This is a genomic window from Caenispirillum salinarum AK4, from assembly GCF_000315795.1.
Lineage (GTDB): Bacteria > Pseudomonadota > Alphaproteobacteria > Rhodospirillales > Rhodospirillaceae > Caenispirillum > Caenispirillum salinarum.
Map to the genome: position 1 here is coordinate 311,978 of NZ_ANHY01000003.1, position 18,526 is coordinate 330,503.

18 protein-coding genes are annotated in these 18,526 nt (G+C 71.0%); 6 read left to right on the forward strand and 12 right to left on the reverse strand.

All coding sequences use genetic code 11. From position 1 onward, the window contains the following. Positions 1-47: 47 nt before the first annotated feature. Genes cobO through C882_RS02950 form a run of 6 tightly spaced genes read right to left on the reverse strand, consistent with a single transcriptional unit; the run spans position 48 to position 7,487 of the window. The gene (gene cobO / locus C882_RS02925; protein ID WP_009539046.1) at positions 48-680 is read right to left on the reverse strand and encodes a cob(I)yrinic acid a,c-diamide adenosyltransferase; all 633 of its coding nucleotides are present in this window, start codon (positions 678-680) and stop codon (positions 48-50) included. Continuing rightward, positions 677-4,405, reverse strand: a complete 3,729-nt coding sequence (cobN, locus tag C882_RS02930) for a cobaltochelatase subunit CobN (protein WP_009539047.1) — start codon at positions 4,403-4,405, stop codon at positions 677-679. The genes cobO and cobN overlap by 4 nt, the downstream gene beginning before the upstream one ends. 3 nt (positions 4,406-4,408) lie before the next feature. Next, positions 4,409-5,503 (reverse strand): cobalamin biosynthesis protein CobW, encoded by a 1,095-nt coding sequence (cobW, locus tag C882_RS02935; RefSeq protein WP_009539048.1) that lies wholly within the window; start codon positions 5,501-5,503, stop codon positions 4,409-4,411. Continuing rightward, positions 5,500-6,105 (reverse strand): bifunctional adenosylcobinamide kinase/adenosylcobinamide-phosphate guanylyltransferase, encoded by a 606-nt coding sequence (gene cobU / locus C882_RS02940; protein ID WP_009539049.1) that lies wholly within the window; start codon positions 6,103-6,105, stop codon positions 5,500-5,502. The genes cobW and cobU overlap by 4 nt, the downstream gene beginning before the upstream one ends. After that, positions 6,105-6,695: a histidine phosphatase family protein gene (locus tag C882_RS02945; RefSeq protein WP_009539050.1), complete on the reverse strand. Its 591-nt coding sequence runs from the start codon at positions 6,693-6,695 to the stop codon at positions 6,105-6,107. Before C882_RS02945 ends, cobU begins: the two co-directional genes overlap by 1 nt. Before the next feature lie 3 nt (positions 6,696-6,698). Continuing rightward, complete coding sequence (locus tag C882_RS02950; RefSeq protein ID WP_043643135.1) at positions 6,699-7,487, reverse strand: adenosylcobinamide-GDP ribazoletransferase; 789 nt, start codon at positions 7,485-7,487, stop codon at positions 6,699-6,701. A gap of 77 nt (positions 7,488-7,564) precedes the next feature. Between C882_RS02950 and cobT the strand changes: the two genes are divergently transcribed. The 3 genes from cobT to C882_RS02965 all read left to right on the forward strand — a co-directional run bounded on the left by cobT (position 7,565) and on the right by C882_RS02965 (position 10,443). Beyond that, a complete protein-coding gene (cobT, locus tag C882_RS02955) occupies positions 7,565-8,602 on the forward strand; it encodes a nicotinate-nucleotide--dimethylbenzimidazole phosphoribosyltransferase (protein ID WP_043643138.1) in 1,038 nt (345 codons plus the stop codon). A 161-nt stretch (positions 8,603-8,763) separates the two neighbouring features. Next, on the forward strand, positions 8,764-9,666 hold the full coding sequence (locus tag C882_RS02960) for an OmpA family protein (protein ID WP_009539053.1): 903 nt from the start codon (positions 8,764-8,766) through the stop codon (positions 9,664-9,666). An 87-nt stretch (positions 9,667-9,753) separates the two neighbouring features. Beyond that, entirely contained in the window at positions 9,754-10,443 is a 690-nt protein-coding gene (locus C882_RS02965; protein WP_009539054.1) for a dimethylsulfonioproprionate lyase family protein, read from the forward strand. Between the two features lie 3 nt (positions 10,444-10,446). Here the strand turns inward: C882_RS02965 and C882_RS02970 are convergent, their stop codons facing one another. Both C882_RS02970 and C882_RS02975 read right to left on the reverse strand, forming a co-directional pair. After that, positions 10,447-10,788 (reverse strand): DUF2794 domain-containing protein, encoded by a 342-nt coding sequence (locus tag C882_RS02970; protein ID WP_043643141.1) that lies wholly within the window; start codon positions 10,786-10,788, stop codon positions 10,447-10,449. Positions 10,789-10,908: 120 nt separating this feature from the next. Next, a complete protein-coding gene (locus C882_RS02975) occupies positions 10,909-11,280 on the reverse strand; it encodes a hypothetical protein (protein WP_009539056.1) in 372 nt (123 codons plus the stop codon). A gap of 171 nt (positions 11,281-11,451) precedes the next feature. On the opposite strand from C882_RS02975, the gene C882_RS02980 reads away from it, so the two are divergent. From C882_RS02980 to der, 3 genes are read left to right on the forward strand one after another with little or no spacing between them, the layout of a single operon-like run. Next, positions 11,452-12,165, forward strand: a complete 714-nt coding sequence (locus C882_RS02980; RefSeq protein ID WP_009539057.1) for a tetratricopeptide repeat protein — start codon at positions 11,452-11,454, stop codon at positions 12,163-12,165. A gap of 2 nt (positions 12,166-12,167) precedes the next feature. Beyond that, positions 12,168-13,514 carry an outer membrane protein assembly factor BamB family protein gene (locus C882_RS02985; protein WP_009539058.1) on the forward strand — a complete coding sequence of 449 codons (1,347 nt, stop codon included), beginning with the start codon at positions 12,168-12,170 and terminating at the stop codon, positions 13,512-13,514. A 26-nt stretch (positions 13,515-13,540) separates the two neighbouring features. Next, on the forward strand, positions 13,541-14,980 hold the full coding sequence (gene der / locus C882_RS02990; RefSeq protein WP_009539059.1) for a ribosome biogenesis GTPase Der: 1,440 nt from the start codon (positions 13,541-13,543) through the stop codon (positions 14,978-14,980). Positions 14,981-15,049: 69 nt separating this feature from the next. Here the strand turns inward: der and C882_RS02995 are convergent, their stop codons facing one another. The 4 genes from C882_RS02995 to C882_RS03010 all read right to left on the reverse strand — a co-directional run bounded on the left by C882_RS02995 (position 15,050) and on the right by C882_RS03010 (position 18,460). Continuing rightward, the gene (locus C882_RS02995) at positions 15,050-15,445 is read right to left on the reverse strand and encodes a hypothetical protein (RefSeq protein ID WP_009539060.1); all 396 of its coding nucleotides are present in this window, start codon (positions 15,443-15,445) and stop codon (positions 15,050-15,052) included. Between the two features lie 59 nt (positions 15,446-15,504). Next, complete coding sequence (locus tag C882_RS03000; RefSeq protein ID WP_009539061.1) at positions 15,505-15,723, reverse strand: hypothetical protein; 219 nt, start codon at positions 15,721-15,723, stop codon at positions 15,505-15,507. A 67-nt stretch (positions 15,724-15,790) separates the two neighbouring features. Continuing rightward, positions 15,791-16,273, reverse strand: a complete 483-nt coding sequence (locus tag C882_RS03005) for a peroxiredoxin (RefSeq protein WP_009539062.1) — start codon at positions 16,271-16,273, stop codon at positions 15,791-15,793. 69 nt (positions 16,274-16,342) lie between these two features. Further along, entirely contained in the window at positions 16,343-18,460 is a 2,118-nt protein-coding gene (locus C882_RS03010) for a protein-disulfide reductase DsbD family protein (RefSeq protein WP_009539063.1), read from the reverse strand. Between the last annotated feature and the right edge of the window lie 66 nt (positions 18,461-18,526).

An 18,526-nucleotide genomic window follows, 5' to 3' on the forward strand; every position in this document is an offset into this window, starting at 1 on the left:
GGCGCGGGCGTCGGGTGTCCGCCCGCCGATAATGCGCTGACGGGGCGTCAGAATTCCACCCCGGCCTGGGCCTTGATGCCGGCGCGGAAGGGGTGCTTGACCAACTTCATCTCGGTGACCAGGTCGGCGCGCTCGATCACCTCGTCCAGCGCGTTGCGGCCGGTCAGGACGGCGTGCTGGTGGATGGGGCGGGCCTCCAGCGCCTCGATCACCTCTTCCGTCGGCAGGTAGCCATAGCGCAGGACGACGTTGATCTCGTCCAGGATCACCATGCCGTAGTCGGGGTCGGCCAGCCATTCCTTGGCGACGTCGAAGGCGCGGCGGGCGGCGGCGATGTCGCGCTCGCGGTCCTGGGTTTCCCAGGTGAAGCCCTCGCCCATGGCCTTGAAGGTCACCTGATCGGGAAAGCGCGCCAGCACGTCGCGCTCGGCGGTGTCCATGGCGCCCTTGATGAACTGCACCACGCCCACCTTCATGCCGTGGCCCACACAGCGCAGGGCCATGCCGAAGGCGGCGGTGGACTTGCCCTTGCCGGCGCCGGTGTGGACGATCATCACGCCGCGCGTTTCCGTCTTTTCAGACAGGATCTTGTCGCGGATGGCCTTCTTCTTGGCCATCTTGGCCTTGTGGCGGGCGTTGAGGTCGTCGTCCTCGGGGCCGGGGGCGGGGGTGTCGGTCATGGCTTGGTCGTCTCCCTGATTTCGTCCAGCACGCGGGGCACGTCGTTGCGCCGCGACCGCCACAGGCCGCGCCGCTGGGCTTCGTCGAACCGGTCGGCCATCTCCGAAAGGGCGGCCGGATTGTGGTCGGCGAGGAACCGGCGGACATCCTCGTCCACCATGTAGGCATCGAATATGGCGTCAAAATGGTGGTCGGACACGCACTTGGCGGTCGCTGCGAAGGCGAACAGGTAGTCCACCGTCGCCGCCATCTCGAAGGCGCCCTTGTAGCCGTGGCGCATGACGCCGGCGATCCACTTGGGGTTGGCCGCCCGCCCCCGGACGATGCGCGCGATCTCCTCCCCCAGCGTGCGGATGCGCGGGCTTTCGGGGCGCGAGTGGTCGGGGTGATAAGTCGCCGGCTGGCGGCCTGAGAGGGTGCGCACGGCGGCCGTCATGCCGCCCTCGAACTGGTAATAGTCGTCGCTGTCCAGCAGGTCGTGCTCGCGGTTGTCCTGGTTCTGGACGACGGCGTCCACCTTCGACAGCCGGTCGCGGAACAGCTCGTGCTCTGCCGCGCCCTCCGTCCCCGCGCCGTAGGCATAGCCGCCCCAGGTGACGTATGCGTCGGCCAGGTCGGCGTCGGTGTCCCAGCCGCCTTCATCAATGTAGGCCTGAAGACCCGCGCCGTAGGCGCCGGGCTTGGACCCGAACACGCGGGAAGCGGCGCGCTTGCGGGCGGCCGTTTCGTCCCCGCCCAGCACGGCGGCGTCGGCGCGGACGCGGCCGGCGAGCGGGTTGACGTCGTCGGGCTCGTCCAGGTCGGCGACCGCGCGGGCGGCACTGTCGAACAGGTCGATGAGCGCTGGGAAGGCATCGCGGAAAAAGCCCGAGATGCGCAAGGTCACGTCCACGCGCGGCCGGTCCAGCACGCTCGCGGGCAATATCTCGAACCCCGTCACGCGGCGGGAGGCACTGTCCCACGTCGGCCGCACGCCCATGAGCGCGAGCCCCTGGGCGATGTCGTCGCCGCCGGTGCGCATGTTGGACGTGCCCCAGGCGGTGATGGCCATGGCGCGCGGCCACTCGCCATTGTCCTGCCAGTGGCGCTCCAGCAGCAGCCCCGCCGACTTCCATCCCAGGTGCCAGGCGGCGGGGGTGGGGACGGTGCGGGTGTCGACGGAGAAGAAATTGCGTCCCGTCGGCAGCACGTCCGGCCGTCCCCGCGTCGGCGCGCCCGACGGTCCCGGCGGCACGAAGCGTCCGGCGAGGCCGGTGAGGAGCCCGGCAAGCTCCGCCTCTCCACTGGTATCGACGGCGGGGGCGAGGGTTTCGCGAACATGGGCCAGCGCGGCGTCGGTGCGCGTCCAGGCGGGGTCGGCGTCGGCGGAGCCCTCCACCAGCGCGCGGGCCAGCAGCTCCAGCCGCTCCACGGTGTCGCCGGTGGTGCGCCAGGTCTGGCTGTCGATGTCGGCCAGCACGGCGGGCCGCGCCCCCTCCCACGGATCGGCGGGCGGACAGTCGAGCGGGTCGAAGCCCTCCGCCAACTCCAGGTCGGCGGCGAGCGCGCGGGTCAGAGCCAGGTCCTCCCGCCCCGCCGGCGGCACGCGGCCGAGGGCCACCAGAAGGTCGGTGCGCTGGTCGCCGGTCGGGCTGCGGCCGAAGATGTGCAGGCCGTCGCGGATTTGCAGTTCCTTCAGCTCGCACAGGTGGGCGTCGAGCTTCGCCAGCGCCGTGTCGGCGTCGTCGTTGGGGGCGATGCCCAGGTCGTCGTCCAGGCCGGTGGAGCGGGCCAGCGACAAGATTTCTTCCCGCAGCACCTTGAGCCGGCGCGGATCGACGCCGGCGGCCTCGAAGTACTCGTCCACCAGGGCTTCCAGGTCTTTCAACGGCCCGTAGCTTTCGGCGCGGGTCAGCGGCGGCGTCAGGTGGTCGATGATGACGGCCTGCGCCCGGCGCTTGGCCTGCGTTCCCTCGCCGGGGTCGTTGACGATGAAGGGGTAGAGGTGCGGCATGGGGCCGAGGGCGGCTTCGGGAAAACAGTCCTCGGACAGCGCCAGGGCCTTGCCGGGCAGCCATTCCAGGTTGCCGTGCTTGCCCATGTGGACGACGGCCTGGGCGCCGAAGCTCTCGCGCAGCCAGATGTAGAAGGCGAGGTAGCCGTGCGGCGGCACCAGGGCGGGGTCGTGGTAGCTTTCCACCGGGTCGATGTTGTAGCCGCGCGCCGGCTGGATGCCGACCGCCACATTCCCCAGCGGCAGAACCGACAGCGCGAAGCCGCCATGGTCGGCGCGGAAGTGCGGATCGTCTTCCGGCGCGCCCCAGCGGTCGGAGACTTGCGCGCGGACGGCCTCGGGCAGCGCCTCGAACCCTGCACGGTAGACGTCCAGCGGCAGGACGACGCGGACCGTGCGGGCGTCGCGGGCGGTGAGGTCGTTGGTCACGCCCTCCTGGAGCGTGCGGATCAGCGCGTCGCCGTCCTCCGGCACGTCGGGAAGGTTGTAGCCGGCCTCCCTCAGCGCCTCCAGCACCGCGACCGTGCCGGCCGGGGTGTCGAGGCCGACGCCGTTGCCCAGCCGCCCGTCGCGGGTGGGATAGTTCGCCAGCACCAGCCCGATGCGGCGCTCCTCCGCCGGCGTCCGCCGCAGCCGCGCCCAGCGGGCGGCAAGCTCGGCGACGAAGCGCACCCGGTCGGCGACGGGCTTGTGGCCGACGACGTCATGCTGCGTGTCCTCGTCGCGGCGGATGAGGCCCTTGAAGCTGATGGCGCGCGACAGCACCCGGCCGTCCACTTCCGGCAGGGCCACGTTCATGGCGATGTCGCGCGACGACAACCCGCGCGCGCCCTCGCGCCAGCCGTCTTCCCCGCTGCCGGCGAAGACCACCTGAAGCACCGGGCAGTCGGCGACGGCAAACGGCGTGTCCTTGGGGTTGCCGGGGGCGGCGACGGCAAAGCCCGTGGCGTTGAGGATGACGCCCGGCGCGGCATCGCCCAGCACGCTCTCCACCACGCCGGCGGCCATGGGGTCCTTCAGGCTGGTCACGAACAGCGGCAGGGCGTTGACGCCCTGGTCGCGCAGGGACATGCACAGCGCATCCACCACATCGGTGTTTCCCGCCTGCACCAGTGCCCGATAGAACACCACCGCCGCCACCGGCGCGTCGGGCATCCATGCGGCCTGCATGTCGTCCAGCGTCGTCCCCAGCGGGTAGAGTCCCGCCGAGGGCAGCGGCGCGGGCTCCTGCCACTCGACGTCGCGCCCCAGAAGGGTCGCGGCGTAGCGCAGGTAGTGCTCCGCGTTGCCGGTGCCGCCGTGGATCAGGTAGCGCCACAGGCGGTCCCGCGCGGAAGCATCAAGCGACGAAGCGCGGGCCAGGTCCTCATCGGGTTTGTCGTCGCCCGGCAGGAAGGCGAGCGCGATGCCCTTGCGGCGGCACACCCGCTCCAGTTCCTCCACCCCATAGGGCCAGTAGCCGCGCCCGCCCAGCAGCCGCACGATCACGAGCCTCGCGCCGGAGATGACGCTGTCGACATAGAGGTCGACGCTCATGTTGTGGCCCAGGTGCAGCAGGCTCGCCAGCCGCAGCGACGGCACCGCCTCCCCCAGCGCCCGGCGGGCGTGGGACAGGCAGGCCAGTTCACTGTCGGCGGCAGACAGCACCACGATGTCGGCGGGCGTCTGCCCCAGGTCGACGGCGTCCGATCCGTCGTCGATGCCTCCGGGCGTCGCGGCGAGAAGATGCATGGATCAGGCGGCGCCGGCGGAACCGGACAGCGGCGCGGCCTGCGCTTCGGCGGCGGTGCGGCCCTCGCGGATTTCGCGGGCGACGGCGGCGCGGTCGATGCCGTGCAGGCCGATCACCACCAGGTGGCTCTTGCGCTCCTCCCCGGCCTTCCAGGGGCGGTCGAACCAGCGGTCCAGGCGCGGGCCCACACCCTGCACCAGCATGCGCGCCGGCTTGCCGGGAATGTCGAGGAAGCCCTTGATGCGCAGGATGTCGTGATCCTCCACGGCAGCCGCCAGACGCGCCTCCAGGGCCTCCAGGTCCTCCACCGCGCCGAACTCCACCACGAAGGTGTCGAAGTCGTCGTGGTCGTGGTCGCCGTCGGCGTCATCGTGGTGACTGGGGCGCGTGTCCAGGTCGTCCTCGGCGCCCGCGTCCAGGCCCAGCAGAACGGCCGGGTCCACCTTGCCGTAGGCGGCGGGGACCAGCTTGACGCCGGGGCGCAGGCGGGCGCGCAGGTCCTGCTCAAGCACGTCCATGCCGGCCTCGTCCAGGAGGTCGGCTTTGTTGAGGATCACCAGGTCGGCGCAGGACAGCTGGTCCTCGAACACCTCTTCCAGCGGGTTGTCGTGGTCCAGCGCCTCGTCGGCCTCCCGCAGCTTCTGAACCGCGTCCGGGTCGTCGGCGAAGCGGCCGGCGGCGACCGCATGGGCGTCGACCAGCGTCACCACGCCGTCGACGGTGACGCGCGAGCGGATTTCCGGCCACTGGAAGGCCTTCACCAGCGGCTTGGGCAGGGCGAGCCCGGAGGTCTCGATGACGATGGCATCCGGCGGGTTGTCGGCCAGCACCAGCTTTTCCATGGTCGGCAGGAACTCGTCGGCCACCGTGCAGCAGATGCAGCCGTTGGCCAGCTCCACGATGTTCTCGTCCTCGCAGCCCGGCACGCCGCAGCCGCTCAGGATTTCGCGGTCCATGCCCAGGTCGCCGAATTCGTTGATGACCAGGGCGATGCGCTTGCCCTGCGCGTTCTCCATCAGGTGGCGGATCAGCGTGGTCTTGCCGGCGCCGAGAAAGCCGGTGATGACGGTCGCGGGGATCTTGCGGGCTGCACTCATGATGAAGGGCTGTTCCTTGTCCGTGACGGGTCGGATGGGATGTTCTTGAGAATGAGAGGCACTCCGGCCGCGACGAAGATAACGCGATCGGCGGCCTCGCTCATCACCTGATTGAGCCGCCCGGCCTGATCGCGGAACGACCGGCCGAGCATGCTGTCCGGCACGATGCCGAGCCCCACCTCGTTGGAGACCAGAACGACGGGCGCCATGGTGTCGTGCAAGGCTTCGCGCAGGCCGTCGATGGCGAATTCGATGTCGCGCGGCGGGTCGGCCAGCATCTGGTTGGTGAGCCAGAGCGTCAGGCAGTCCACCAGAACCGGCTCGCCGGGGTTGACGCGCGGCAACAGGGTGGAGAGTTCCAGCGGTTCCTCGATGGTGTGCCAGAAGCGGCTGCGGCGCTCGCGGTGCATGGCGATGCGGGCAGCCATCTCGTCGTCCCACGCCTGGGCGGTGGCGACGTAGGTCGCCCGCGCGGCGCCGGATGCCCGGATGATCTGCTCGGCCAGCCGGCTCTTGCCCGAGCGGGCGCCGCCGATGATGACAGTGAGCGGCGGCAGGGGGCTGAAGTCGGCGGGAGAGGGCGGCACGACGGAGGGAAGCATCAGGGGCGGGGCCTCCAGTTGACCAGGTGGACCGCCGCGCCCTCGGCCACGAGGTCGACGCGGGTGAGCGACAGCGGCTCCACCCCGAAGCATAGGGCGGGAGCCGGGTCCGCTTCCAGCCCCATCGCCAGCGCGAGCGCCGCCCGGATGGTGCCGGCATGAACCACAGCCACCACGTCGTGTCCGGCGCGGGCCTCCGCAAGCCTTTCGATACAGGCACGCACGCGCGCCACCTGATCGGCGAAGCTCTCTCCGCCCGGCGGACGGGCGGTGGCGGGAGCCTCCCAAAAATCGCCGGTCTCGGAGAACGGCAGGTCGGCCCACGTCCGCCCCTGCCACGCGCCGAAGTCCTGTTCGCGCAAGCCCGGCTCCGTCACGGCCTGCGAGAAGCCTAGCGCGTCAGCCGTGGCGCGGCAGCGGGCGAGGCCGCTGGTGACGGCCGCCGCATCAGGCGGCAGCACATGGCGCAGTGCGGAGACGGCGGCGGCGTCCATGGCGCGGCACGGTCGGTCGAGCACGCCGACGATCTCGCCGGGTGCCGCGTCCACCGGCGCATGCCGGACCCACCAGAAGCGTGTCGCGCCCTCCATGCCTCAGGCTCCGGCCAGGGCGGAGAGGGTGAGAAGGACGGTGGCCTGCGCCACCTGCTCCACCGCACCGAGAACGTCGCCCGTGTGGCCGCCGACCTGCCGGCGCGCAAGACCCGTCGTCAGCAGCACGGCCAGCAGAGCCAGGGCGAAGACGGGCGCCAGCGTCGCCGCCGGCAGCAGCACCGCCGAAGCGGCGCCCGCCAGCGCCAGAGCCACGCCGAGACGCAGGGCGCCGGGCGATCCGGCCGCCGCGCCCAGCCCGTCGGGGCGGGCGGGCGGCAGCAGGACCATGGTCAACGGAATGGCGGCGCGGGACATGCCCATGGCGGCGATCAGCGCCGCGCCGGCCGCCGAGGGTCCGCCGGTCTCCAGCAGCGCCGCCAGGGCGCCGGCCCGGAACGCCACGCTGAACAGCAGCGCCAGCACGCCGTAGGAGCCGACGCGACTGTCGCGCATGATCTCCAGCTTGCGCTCGCGGGTGTGGCCGCCGCCGAAGCCGTCCGCCACGTCGCCCAGCCCGTCTTCGTGCAGGGCGCCGGTCAGCGCGACGGTCACCGCCAGGGCCGCCAGCGCGCCCACCAGCGGCGGCAGCCCGGCCAGCGCCGCGCCCCACAGCGCCAGCGCCCCGGCCAGTCCGACGGCCAGTCCGACCAGCGGAAAGGCCCAGGAAGCCAGCCCGACCGGCGCGCGCGCGGCAGCATCCGTCAGCCGGGGAAGCGGCAGGCGGGTGAGAAAGACGAACGCCAGATGGGCTTCGCCCATGCGGCCGGCGGGGGGCGGGTTTGACGCCATGATCAATGATTTTCGCGGATCGAGGGTGTATGGATCGGGCCGAACATTTCCATTCCCCAGCCGAAGGTGCAAGCAAGATGTCCGTGACCGTGCGCTCCCTGGCCGAGTTCCGCGCCCTGCTCTCCGACCTGCCGGGCCCGGATGCCGAGGCCGCCGCCGCCGCCGCCGCGCGTGAGCCGCAGCTGACCAAGCCGCCGGGATCGCTGGGCCGGCTGGAGGACCTGGCGGCGTGGCTGGCGGCCTGGCAGGGCCGCCATCCGGCGCGACTGGACAGCGTGCGGGCCTGCGTCTTCGCCGGCAATCACGGCGTGGCGGCCCTGGGTGTTTCCGCCTTTCCGGCGTCCGTCACCGCGCAGATGGTGGCGAACTTCAAGGCCGGCGGTGCGGCGGTGAACCAGCTTTGCCGTGCGGTGGGGGCGGAACTGACGGTCACGGCGCTGGACCTGGACCGCCCGACCGCGGACTTCACCAAAGGCCCGGCCATGACCGAGGACGAGGTGGTCGCCGCGCTGAACGCCGGGCTGGAGCAGGTGACGACGGCGCCGCCCGATGCGCTTTGCGTGGGCGAGATGGGCATTGCCAACACCACCAGCGCCGCCGCCATCGCACTCGCGCTGTTCGGCGGCTCGCCCATGGAGTGGACCGGCCCCGGCACCGGCGTGAAGGGCGAGGCGCTGTCGCACAAGGCGCGCGTGGTGGCCGACGGCGTGACCGCCAACACCGCCGATGCGCCGGACGGGCTGGAGGTGCTGCGCCGCCTGGGCGGTCGCGAACTGGCGGCCATTGCCGGCGCGGTGGCCGGGGCGCGGCTTGCGCGGGTGCCGGTGGTGCTGGACGGCTACATCACCACCGCCGCCGCGGCCTGCCTGGAGGCCGCGCGGCCGGGCAGCCTGGACCACTGCGTCGTCGCCCATGCCTCGGCCGAACCCGGCCACGGCCGTCTGGTGGAAAAACTGGGCAAGCGGGCGATCCTGGACCTGGGAATGCGCCTCGGCGAGGGCTCGGGCGCGGTGCTGGCGGCCGGCGTGCTGAAGGCGGCGGCGGCCTGTCATGCCGGCATGGCGACGTTTGCCGAGGCGGGCGTGGCCGACAAACCCGCGGCAGAGGAGGCCTGACCGGAGGGAGTCGGCCGAAAGAGGCACGCGCGCAAGGGGAAAGGGCTCGAAGGGCTATGTCCCCAGGGTTTAGGAACCGGCCGGAGAAGCGGGACGTTGGCTGGAAAAGCGCGCGGAGGCTTCTCGCGCGCCGGTTTCTGTCCTATGAGGAGGCTTGCGACATGCATCCGATCATCCGCGTTGCCGTTCCCGCCGTCGCGACCGTGACGCTGGCCGCCTGCGCCAATCCATACAAGATCGACAGCGCCAAGCAGGTGACCCCGCAGGGTTCGCAGTTCACCCAGAGCCTGGCGAAGAACTACAGCGACTACACGCGGTTCGAGTCGGATGAAATGTACGACTGGCCCGACGCCGATCATTTCGCCGAGAAGACCCTGGCCGCCGCCGACGGCCGCCGCGTGGCGCCCGAGGACCCGCGCGACTGGGACATCGACAACGCGGAATGGCGCACCGACCTGCGGGTGGCCCGCAACGCCCTGGTCGCCGCCTACCGTGATGGCGCCCGCGAGAACAACCCGGTGGTCGCCGCCTCGGCCCAGTCCAACTACGATTGCTGGGTTGAGCAGTCCGAGGAAGGCTGGCAGATGGACCACATCGCCGAGTGCCGCGAGGGCTTCATCAACGCCATGAACCAACTGGGCGAGCAGCCGGCGCCGCAGCCGGCCCAGGCGCAGGCGCCGGTGCTGGTGTTCTTCGACTTCGACGTCGCCCGCGTGCCCGCCGAGGCCGATCCGCTGCTGAACTCGGTCGCCGAGGTGGCGCAGGAGAACCCGAACCTTGAACTTCAGGTCGTCGGCCACGCCGACCGCGCCGGTTCGGTGCCTTACAACAACCGCCTGTCCGAACAGCGCGCCCGCAACGTCGCCCAGGCGCTGAGCGCCCGCGGCGTGCCCATGGACCGCATGAACGTCGACTGGAAGGGCGAGCTTGACCCGCGCGTGCCCACCGGCGACGGCGTCCGCGAGCCCGAAAACCGCCGCGTCGTCATCCGCGGCATGATGACCGGGGACATGATGTCCATGTCCGGTGGTGCCGGTGGCATGAACCAGACCGCCGGCAACTGACCGGCCTTCGTCCGGTTTTCCGGCAAGGCCCGCGGCACACCGGCCGCGGGCCTTTCCTTTTCCGCTGGACCGAAAGGAAGGCTTTCCATGACCGAGAGCGTCCGGCGCCTGGCCGACGTGCCCGACTGGGGCTACCTGCTGGCGGAGTTCGATACCGCCTACCGCTATCGCTCGGCCGGCGGCAGCCGCCTCATCCGGGGTCACATGAAGGCGGTGCGCGAACGCCTGTCGCGGTGCATTGCCGGCGATCCGCCGCTGGACTTTCCCCTGCCCGAACGCAAGCCCGTCTGCGCCCACCTTGGCCGGGCGCTCGACAACGGCGAACGCGACACCATGAGCGGCATGGTCCGCGCCATCGACAAGGTGAAGGACTGGCTGACGTGGCGGCACGGCTATGCCTCCATGCCCCGCCACCTGGAAAAACGCTATGCCTACGCCGACATCCTGGGGCCGCACGGCCCGGTGTACTGCAAGGAACTGACGCTGGGGCTGGTCCTGTTCGCGCCGCGCACCACCTATCCCGCCCATGCCCACAGCGGCATCACGGAAAGCTACATCTGCCTGTCGGGCGCGACGTCGGAGAACGATGCGGGCGTCTACGTCCCTGGGGCGATGATCCTGAACGTGCCCGAGCACGATCACGCCATCACCACCTCGGACCGCGAGCCGGCCCTGCTGGCTTATGCCTGGGTGGGCGCCCCCGAGGACCTTGCGAACCAGGAGATGGTCTTCAGCCGCAAGCGCAAGCCCGCGCCGCTGACCCGCAACCCGGAATAGGGCTCACGTCGACAGCAGCTTGACCTTCTTGTCGAAGATCGACAGCACCTCCAGCAGGCTGGTGCTCTGTCGGATCTTGCGGTCGGAGTCGTAGAGCAGGAAATCCGGCTTGGCGTTGGCCGAGCGCGGGGCCAGCTTCACGAAAGTGAAGGCTGGTCGTTCGTGGGTGTGGCGATGAACCGTGAACCGGGCCATGCCGGGCTCGTGCCCGATGGCATAATCCCGCCATTCGCCCTTGGCGACGTGGCGGCTGTACAGGGCCAGCAGGGCGTTCAGTTCCGTGCGCGTGAAGTACACGGGGCTGCCGCGCCGTCTGCGGTCCGCGAGCCGGATGACCTTTGACATGGGGGTCTGCCGTGCCTCCCTCGGGTCCGCGTGAACGTCATCTATTGTTCACGCTTCACGCCGACGGAGCAAGGATGGAATGCCGGTCCGGCCGGGTGGAAAAGGCGGTGTCCGCCCGGTCTACTGGTCGTTCAGCCCCCGCGTGCGGGGCACCACGATTCCCACAAGCGTATCGTGCGGGTTCGGGCTGGGCTGGGCATAGCAGGTGACGTTGCCGAGCGTGCGGTAGCAGTACTTGGTCTGCGCCGGCAGGGGGGCGACCAGTCCCTCGTCGTCGGGCAGGCACCAGACGTCTCCAAGGCTGAGGCGCACGGTCGAGCAGTCCTGCGGGCCCATGGACGCGACGTGGTCGACCAGTGTCTTGTCGGTGTTGATGAGGCTGGCCGTGCCGGCCCCGGCCAGCAGAACGCCGCCGTCGGAGCAGGCCGACAGCGCGGCGGCGGTGCAGGCGGCGGCCAATACGGGCGCCCAGGGCAGGCGGGTGCGCGACACGTTCGATATCCCCCAGTCATGCGCTCGGGCAGGGTCGATTCCACGCCCGCAGTATGGCGCATGGACGTTAAGGAGTGCTGAAGGCCGCCCGATGGGCGCGGCGATTGCCTTAGCCTTCGCGACACCTTATGTTTGGCGCTCGATTTTTTGAAGGGTCGTTAGGAGCTACGCGTGGCCGACCGTCGCGAAGATGCCGCCCAGGACGCTTTGTTCCGGGAAGTGGATGAAGACCTTCGCCATGAGCAAATGGCGTCGCTGTGGAAAAAGTACGGCGGCGTGGTCATTGCGGCCGCGCTCGCCATCGTGCTGTCGGTCGCCGGCTACCAGGGCTGGCAGGCCTGGCAGACCAATGTGCGCGAGGACGAGGCCGCCCGCTACCAGGCCGCGGTGACCCTGCTGGAGCAGGGCGACACGCAGGCCGCCCTGTCGCGGCTGGAGGACCTGGCCGACGACGCCTCCACCGGCTACGGCGCCGTGGCGGCCCTGCGCGGCGCCGCGCTGGCGGCCGAGCAGGGCGACGCGGCGGCGGCCGTCGAGGCCTACCGCGGCATCGCCGGCAACAGCGCCGTCGACCCGGCCTTCCGGGACCTTGCCACGGTGCTCGCCGTGCTGCACGCCATGGAGGGCGGCGTCGAGAATCCCGACGCGCTGATCGCCGAACTGCAGCCGCTGATGGACGAGGAGGACGCGTTCCGGTTCTCGGCCATGGAACTGACGGCGCTGCTGTCCCTGCGCCAGGGCGACGAGGACCGCGCCCGCGACCTGTACGCCCGCATCGTCGATTCGGCCGCCGCGCCGCAGGCCCTGCGCGGCCGCGCCGGGGCCATGCTCACCAGCCTGGGCGGCGCGCCGACGACCGGCGATGACGCCGGCACGGAGGGCTGATCATGATGCGTCGCGTTTCCTTCTCCGTGCGGGCGCTCGCCGTGGCCGCCGTCACCCTGCCGCTGCTGTCGGCCTGCGGCGGCGAGACGTGGTTCGGCGAATCCGAGGACCCGCCGCTGCCCGGCAAGCGCATCAGCGTTCTGGAAATGCAGACCGGGCTTGAGGCGCAGGCCGACGGCGGCGCGCCGCAGATCGTCCTGCCGCCGCCCGAGCCGGCCCAGGCGTGGCCCCAGGCGGGCGGCCTGGCGCATCACGCCATGCAGCACATGACGCTGGCCGACAACCCGCAGCGCGTCTGGCGGGCCGACATCGGCGAAGGTGCGGGCTCGCGCGACCGCCTGCTCGCCCAGCCCATCGTCGCCGAGGACCGCGTCTACACCATCGACACCGAAGCCCGGGTGACGGCCTTCGACCTGGCCACCGGACGGGAGGTGTGGGAAACCGACCTGCTGCCCGAGGACGAAGACACCAACACCCTGCTGGGCGCGGGCCTCGCCTATGCCAACGGCCGCATCTTCGCCGCCACCGGCCTGGCGCAGGTGGTGGCGCTGGACGCCGGCACCGGGGCGGAAGCCTGGCGCACCACGGTCAGCGCGCCCATGCGCGCCGCGCCGACCGTCGACGGCGGCCGCGTCTTCGTGGTGACCATCGACAACACCGTTCTGGCCCTGGCGGCCTCGGACGGCCGCACCCTTTGGAGCCAGCCGGGCGTCGCCGAAGCGACCGGCCTTCTGGGCGGCGCCGCGCCGGCGGTGGATGCCGGGACGGTGGTCGCGCCCATGCGCTCGGGCGAGCTGATGGCGCTGACGGTGCACACCGGACGGCCGCTGTGGTCGGACAGCATCGTGGCCCCGCGCCCGGTCGACGCCACGGCCAACCTGGCCGACATCAACGCCCGTCCGGTCATCGATTCGGGCCGGGTCTACGTCGTCAGCGCCTCCGGCCTGATGACCGCCATCGACATGCGCACCGGCCAGCGCGTGTGGGATATCCCCCTGGCCGGCATCGAGCAGCCCTGGGCCGCCGGCGGCGTGCTCTACGCCCTGAGCCTGGATGCCGATCTGGCCGCCGTCGACGCCCGCACCGGCCGCGTGCTGTGGGTCACGCCCCTGCCGCGGTGGGAAGACCCCGACGACCGCACCGGCCGCATCCTGTGGTCCGGCCCCGTGCTGGCGTCGGACCGGCTGATCATCGCCGGCAGCCACGGCGAGGCCATGAGCGTCAGCCCCTATACGGGCAAGGTGCTCGGCCGCACCGACCTGCCGGACGGCATCACCCTCGCCCCCATCGTGGCCCAGGACACGCTGATCTTCCTGACCAATGACGCCGACCTGGTGGCGTACCGCTGACCGCGCGAAAAGCGCGTTGAAGGACAATGAGTTTTACCGTCGCCATCATCGGCCGACCCAACGTCGGCAAGAGTACCCTGTTCAATCGCCTGGTCGGCCGGCGCGAGGCCATCGTGCACGACTTTCCGGGGGTGACGCGCGACCGCAAGGAAGGCCGCGCGCAGCTGGCCGGGCTTGAGTTCCGCGTCATCGACACCGCCGGCCTGGAAGAGGCCGATCCGGAAAGCCTGGCCGGCCGCATGTCGGCCATGACGCTGGGCGCGCTGGACCAGGCGGACGTCTGCCTGCTGCTGATCGACGCGCGGGTCGGCCTGACGCCCGCCGACGAACACTTCGCCAACGTCCTGCGCAAGCAGTCGACGCCGGTGCTGGTGGTCGCCAACAAGTGCGAGGGCAAGGCCGGGGAGCCCGGGTTGCTTGAGGCCTATTCCCTGGGCCTGGGCGAGCCCATCGGTGTGTCCGCCGAGCACGGCACCGGCATGGGCGACCTGTTCGAGGCCCTGCAGCCCTTCGCCCGCACCGCCGCCCATGACGAGGCCGCGGCGGCGGAAATGGACGAGGACGTGTTCGACGCCGTCGACCTTTCGGACGACGAGACGCTGGCCGCCGACGAGGACCCGGACGCGCCGGCCGTCACCACGGAGGAGGACACCGAAAAGCCGTTGCGGCTGGCCATCGTCGGGCGGCCCAACACGGGCAAGTCGACCCTGGTCAACGCGCTCATCGGCGAGGAACGGCTGCTGACGGGACCGGAAGCGGGGGTGACGCGCGATTCCATCGCCGTCGACTGGACCTTCCGCGACCGCAAGCTGCGCCTCATCGACACGGCCGGCATGAGGCGCAAGGCGCGCATCTCCGACAGCCTGGAGCGGCTGTCGGTGTCGGAAACGCTCAACAACATCCGCATGGCCGAGGTGGTGATCCTGATGCTGGACGCCAACATGGTCATGGACAAGCAGGACCTGACCATCGCCCGCATGGTGGTGGAGGAAGGCCGCGCGCTGGTCATCGGCATCAACAAGTGGGACGCCGCCGAGGACAAGGGCGCGACCATGCAGCGCATGCGCGACCGTCTGCAAACCAGCCTGCCGCAGGTGCGCGGCATTCCCTTCATCACCCTGTCGGCGCTGAAGGGCAACGGGCTGGACCGCCTGATGCAGGCGGTTCTGGACATTCACAAGGTGTGGAACACGCGCATCTCCACGGCAGCCCTGAACCGCTGGCTGGAGTACACGCTGTCGCAGCATCCGCCGCCGCTGGGCAAGACCAAGCGCCGCATCAAGCTGCGCTACATGACCCAGGCCAAGGCGCGGCCCCCGACCTTCGCGGTCTCGTGCTCGCTGCCCGAGGACCTGCCGGAAAGCTACGTGCGGTATCTGGTCAACGGCCTGCGCGACGACTTCGGCATGGACGGTGTGCCGATCCGCATGCACTTCCGCAAGCCGAAGAATCCCTACGCGCGGTAATCCGCGCTGGGGCGTGAACAAAAGGGGCGCTTTCCACGAGGAGAGCGCCCCTTTCCGTTCCTGCGTCCCTTACGGCATGCAGGCGCGCATCGCTTCGGCATTGGTGGCGTAGCGCTGGCGGCAGCCCTCGGCCAGGGCTTCCTCGCGGCCAAGCTGCCCGGCCTTGCATTCGCTGACCGCCTGGGCGTCGCCCTCGAACAGGGTGCGGCAGCCGTCGGCCAGGGCGGCGCGCTGGATCGGCGACAGGTTTTCCGCCGGCGCCGCCTCGCCGCCGAAGCCGCTGAACAGGCGCGAGTCGGTGTCGCGCACGCTGGGCACCACGTAGCCGCCGCGCGCCGAGGCGCCGAAGCCGCTTTCGGTATCGAACCCGGCTCCCGGCGGCGGCCGGCCCTGCGGATCATAGAGCGTGCAGGCCGACAGGGCGCTGAGCATCGCACCGGCCAGGATCAAGGGTCGCAGCAGCATCGGGAACTCCTTCCGTCGTGGTGCCACCGGAGTATCCCGGCCGCGCGTCCTTGGCAACCTCAGCGATCACCCTCCGGCAGGGCCAACGGCTCGTAATCCGGCGAATCCTGATCCAGCACGTCCGGCTCGTCCGGGACGGGGGTCGGCGCCGGAACGCCGAACTCGGTGTCGTAGTTGGCGCCCGGGCGGGCGCCGAAATCGTCCTCAATGGTGTTCTCGCAGGCCGCCATCCCAAGCGCGAGGGCGCAGGCGGCGGCGGGGGCGATCAGGCGTCGCATGGGGCCTCCCTCTTCCGTGCACGGCTCTCCTGTCCGTTCAACGGACGGGAGGCCCCTCGCGCTCAGCCTAGAGGTGCGCCAGGACGTTGTCGGCGCTGGAGACGTTGAACTGCTTCGGTTCCTCGACGAACAGCTCGGTCACCTTGCCGTCCCGGGCGATCAGGGCGAACCGCTGGCCGCGCTCGCCCATGGCATTGGCCTTGGCGTCCTGTGTGAGGCCGAGGGCGCGGGTGAAATCGCCGTTGCCGTCGGCCAGCATGGTGATTTTGCCCGTGGCGTGGTTGGAGTCGGCCCAGGCCGTCATGACGAAGGGGTCGTTGACGGCGAGGCACACGATCTCGTCGACCCCCTTGGCCTTCAGCTCTTCGGCCTTCTCCACGAAGCCCGGCAGGTGGCGGGCCGAGCAGGTGGGCGTGAAGGCGCCCGGCACGCTGAACAGGGCGACGGTGCGGCCCTTGAACAGGTCGCCGGTGTTCACCGGCTCGGGTCCCTCGGGACCGCCGAGCTTCAGGTCCATGGCGGGAAGGCTGTCGCCGACGGAAATGGTCATGTGGGGAAATCCTGTCCGTGAAAAGGAATGGGACCCCTACATGGTCGGCGGCGGCATCGGGTTCAAGCGTCAGCCGCTGGCGGGTGCGCGGGCCTTGTCCAGCGCCTCCATCACCGCGCCTTCGGTCAGCAGCTCGGGCAGGGGGATGCCTTCGGGCACCCCGGGGCCGTAGACCGCGTTGAAGGGGATGCCGTAGCGCCCGAAGCTGTTCAGGTAGCGCGAGATGGTGTCGTCCGGGTTTGTCCAGTCCGCCTGCATGGGCACCACGCCCGCCTGTTTCAGCGCCTCGGCCACCGCCCCGCGCTCGATCACGGCTTCCTTGTTCACAAGGCAGGTGACACACCAGTCGGCGGTAACGTCGACGAACACGATGTTGCCGGCCGCGACCAGATCGGGAATGGCCGCTCGGTCGAAGGGCTGCCAGTCGGTGGCGGCGGCCTTGCCCGGCGCGGCCATCTCCACCGGCGCGTAATAGGGTGCGGCGAAGGCGGCGGCGGCCAGCCCCGCCACCAGCGACGAGGCCACCACGCCGCGCGGCCGCTTGAGCAGGGCCTTGGCGCCCAGCACGGCGACGGCGGCGATCATCAGGGCCGCGACCACCAGCGCACCGGCATCGCCGATCTGCGCCGACAGCACCCAGATCAGCCAGGCGGCGGTGGCGGCCAGCGCCACGCCCAGCACCTTCTTCACCGTCAGCATCCAGCGACCGGGCCTGGGCAGCCTGCGGGCGAATCCGGGAGCGGCGGCAAGCGTCAGGTAGGGCGCGGCCATGCCGAGCCCCAGCGCGGCGAAGACGGCGACGATCTCCAGCGGCCCGGCGGCCAGCGCGAAACCGACGGCGGTTCCCAGGAACGGCGCCGTGCAGGGCGTCGCCAGCAGGGTGGCGAAAACGCCGGAGCCGAAGTGCCCGGCCAGGGAGTGCGGTTTGCCGTGGCCGGCGCTCATGTCGGAGACGGCGCCGGGCAGGCGGACCTCGAAAAAGCCGAACAGGTTGGCGGCGAACAGGCTCAGCAGCACGACCATGGCGATGAGGAACAGCGGCTGCTGGAACTGGATGCCCCAGCCCACCGCCACGCCCAGGCCCTTGAGACCGGCGGCCAAGCCCGCGAGCACCAGGAAGGTGGCGACGATGCCCGCCGCCGCCGCCAGGAACGACAGGCGCACCGTGCGCCGCTCCGCCCCGCCCAGCTGGGCGACGCCCATGACCTTCAGGCTGAGAACCGGCAGCACGCAGGGCATGACGTTGAGGATCAGCCCGCCGACCAGCGCGAGGCCGAGCATGGTGGCGAACACCGTCCAGTCGATGCCCTCCGGTGCCACCGGCTGCGGCGTGGCGGGCACCGTCATGCCGCGGTCGCCCTGGACGATGGTCAGGCTGACGGGCTCGGCATCGGGCAGGCCGCCCTCGCGGATGGGTGCGCGCAGGATGGCGGTGGCCCCGCCGTCCTTCAGCGTCACCTCGGGCGGGCCGACCCGCAGATCCTCCGGGCCCTCGACGAAGATGTCCGGGTCGCCGGAGAGCGGCGGATCGGCGGTGACGATGGCGCGCAGCACGGCCTGCTCGCCGCCGGTCTCCACCACTGCCTCGGCCAGCGACAGGCCGTGGCCCGCGCCGTCGCCGGGCACGCGGGCCTCCCAGCTTTCAATGGCGTGGGCGAACTGGCTGGGGCCGCCGGGGCCGCCGGCGACGGCGAGCGTCAGCTCTGCCGAGCCGGGCACGCAGATGTCGGAACAGATGAGATAGTCGAGGGCGGCCCTGGCCGTCACCGGCTTGCCGGGCTCTGCGAGGCGCACCGTGATGGGGTAGATCACCTCGTCCTTGTAGCCGGCGGACTGGATGCCCAGCACGCTGAACCGGTGCGGGGCCGGGTAGCGCATTTCCGTCGCCGCGATGTTTTCCGACCCGCTCCAGTCGATCTCGGGCGGGTAACCGGCGTCGCCGGCGTCGCGCCAGTAGACCTTCCAGTCGTCCTTCAGGTCGAAGTGCAGGCCGAGCGTGATCTCCTCGCGCCCGCCCGTTGCGCCCACCTTGGAAATCAGCCGGATGTCCGCCTCGGGCGTTTCAACCCAGGCGGAGGAACTCAGCTCCGCCCACTGCGCCGTCGCCGGCGCGGCGGTCAGGACCGCCAGCAGGGCGAGCAGCAGGAGCGACAGCAGGCGGACGGGATGGACCAGGACGGCGGACACGGGACGGCGGACCCCTCTTGTTCCGGAAGCGGCAAAACGGACTGGACCAGGATATGGCTTGCCCCC

Bases quoted from the DNA above. Each gene is read 5' to 3' on its own strand.
- cobO (WP_009539046.1), bottom strand. From the start codon at position 680: ATGACCGACACCCCCGCCCCCGGCCCCGAGGACGACGACCTCAACGCC.
- cobN (WP_009539047.1), bottom strand. From the start codon at position 4,405: ATGCATCTTCTCGCCGCGACGCCCGGAGGCATCGACGACGGATCGGAC.
- cobW (WP_009539048.1), bottom strand. From the start codon at position 5,503: ATGAGTGCAGCCCGCAAGATCCCCGCGACCGTCATCACCGGCTTTCTC.
- cobU (WP_009539049.1), bottom strand. From the start codon at position 6,105: ATGCTTCCCTCCGTCGTGCCGCCCTCTCCCGCCGACTTCAGCCCCCTG.
- C882_RS02945 (WP_009539050.1), bottom strand. From the start codon at position 6,695: ATGGAGGGCGCGACACGCTTCTGGTGGGTCCGGCATGCGCCGGTGGAC.
- C882_RS02950 (WP_043643135.1), bottom strand. From the start codon at position 7,487: ATGGCGTCAAACCCGCCCCCCGCCGGCCGCATGGGCGAAGCCCATCTG.
- cobT (WP_043643138.1), top strand. From the start codon at position 7,565: ATGTCCGTGACCGTGCGCTCCCTGGCCGAGTTCCGCGCCCTGCTCTCC.
- C882_RS02960 (WP_009539053.1), top strand. From the start codon at position 8,764: ATGCATCCGATCATCCGCGTTGCCGTTCCCGCCGTCGCGACCGTGACG.
- C882_RS02965 (WP_009539054.1), top strand. From the start codon at position 9,754: ATGACCGAGAGCGTCCGGCGCCTGGCCGACGTGCCCGACTGGGGCTAC.
- C882_RS02970 (WP_043643141.1), bottom strand. From the start codon at position 10,788: ATGTCAAAGGTCATCCGGCTCGCGGACCGCAGACGGCGCGGCAGCCCC.
- C882_RS02985 (WP_009539058.1), top strand. From the start codon at position 12,168: ATGATGCGTCGCGTTTCCTTCTCCGTGCGGGCGCTCGCCGTGGCCGCC.
- der (WP_009539059.1), top strand. From the start codon at position 13,541: ATGAGTTTTACCGTCGCCATCATCGGCCGACCCAACGTCGGCAAGAGT.
- C882_RS02995 (WP_009539060.1), bottom strand. From the start codon at position 15,445: ATGCTGCTGCGACCCTTGATCCTGGCCGGTGCGATGCTCAGCGCCCTG.
- C882_RS03000 (WP_009539061.1), bottom strand. From the start codon at position 15,723: ATGCGACGCCTGATCGCCCCCGCCGCCGCCTGCGCCCTCGCGCTTGGG.
- C882_RS03005 (WP_009539062.1), bottom strand. From the start codon at position 16,273: ATGACCATTTCCGTCGGCGACAGCCTTCCCGCCATGGACCTGAAGCTC.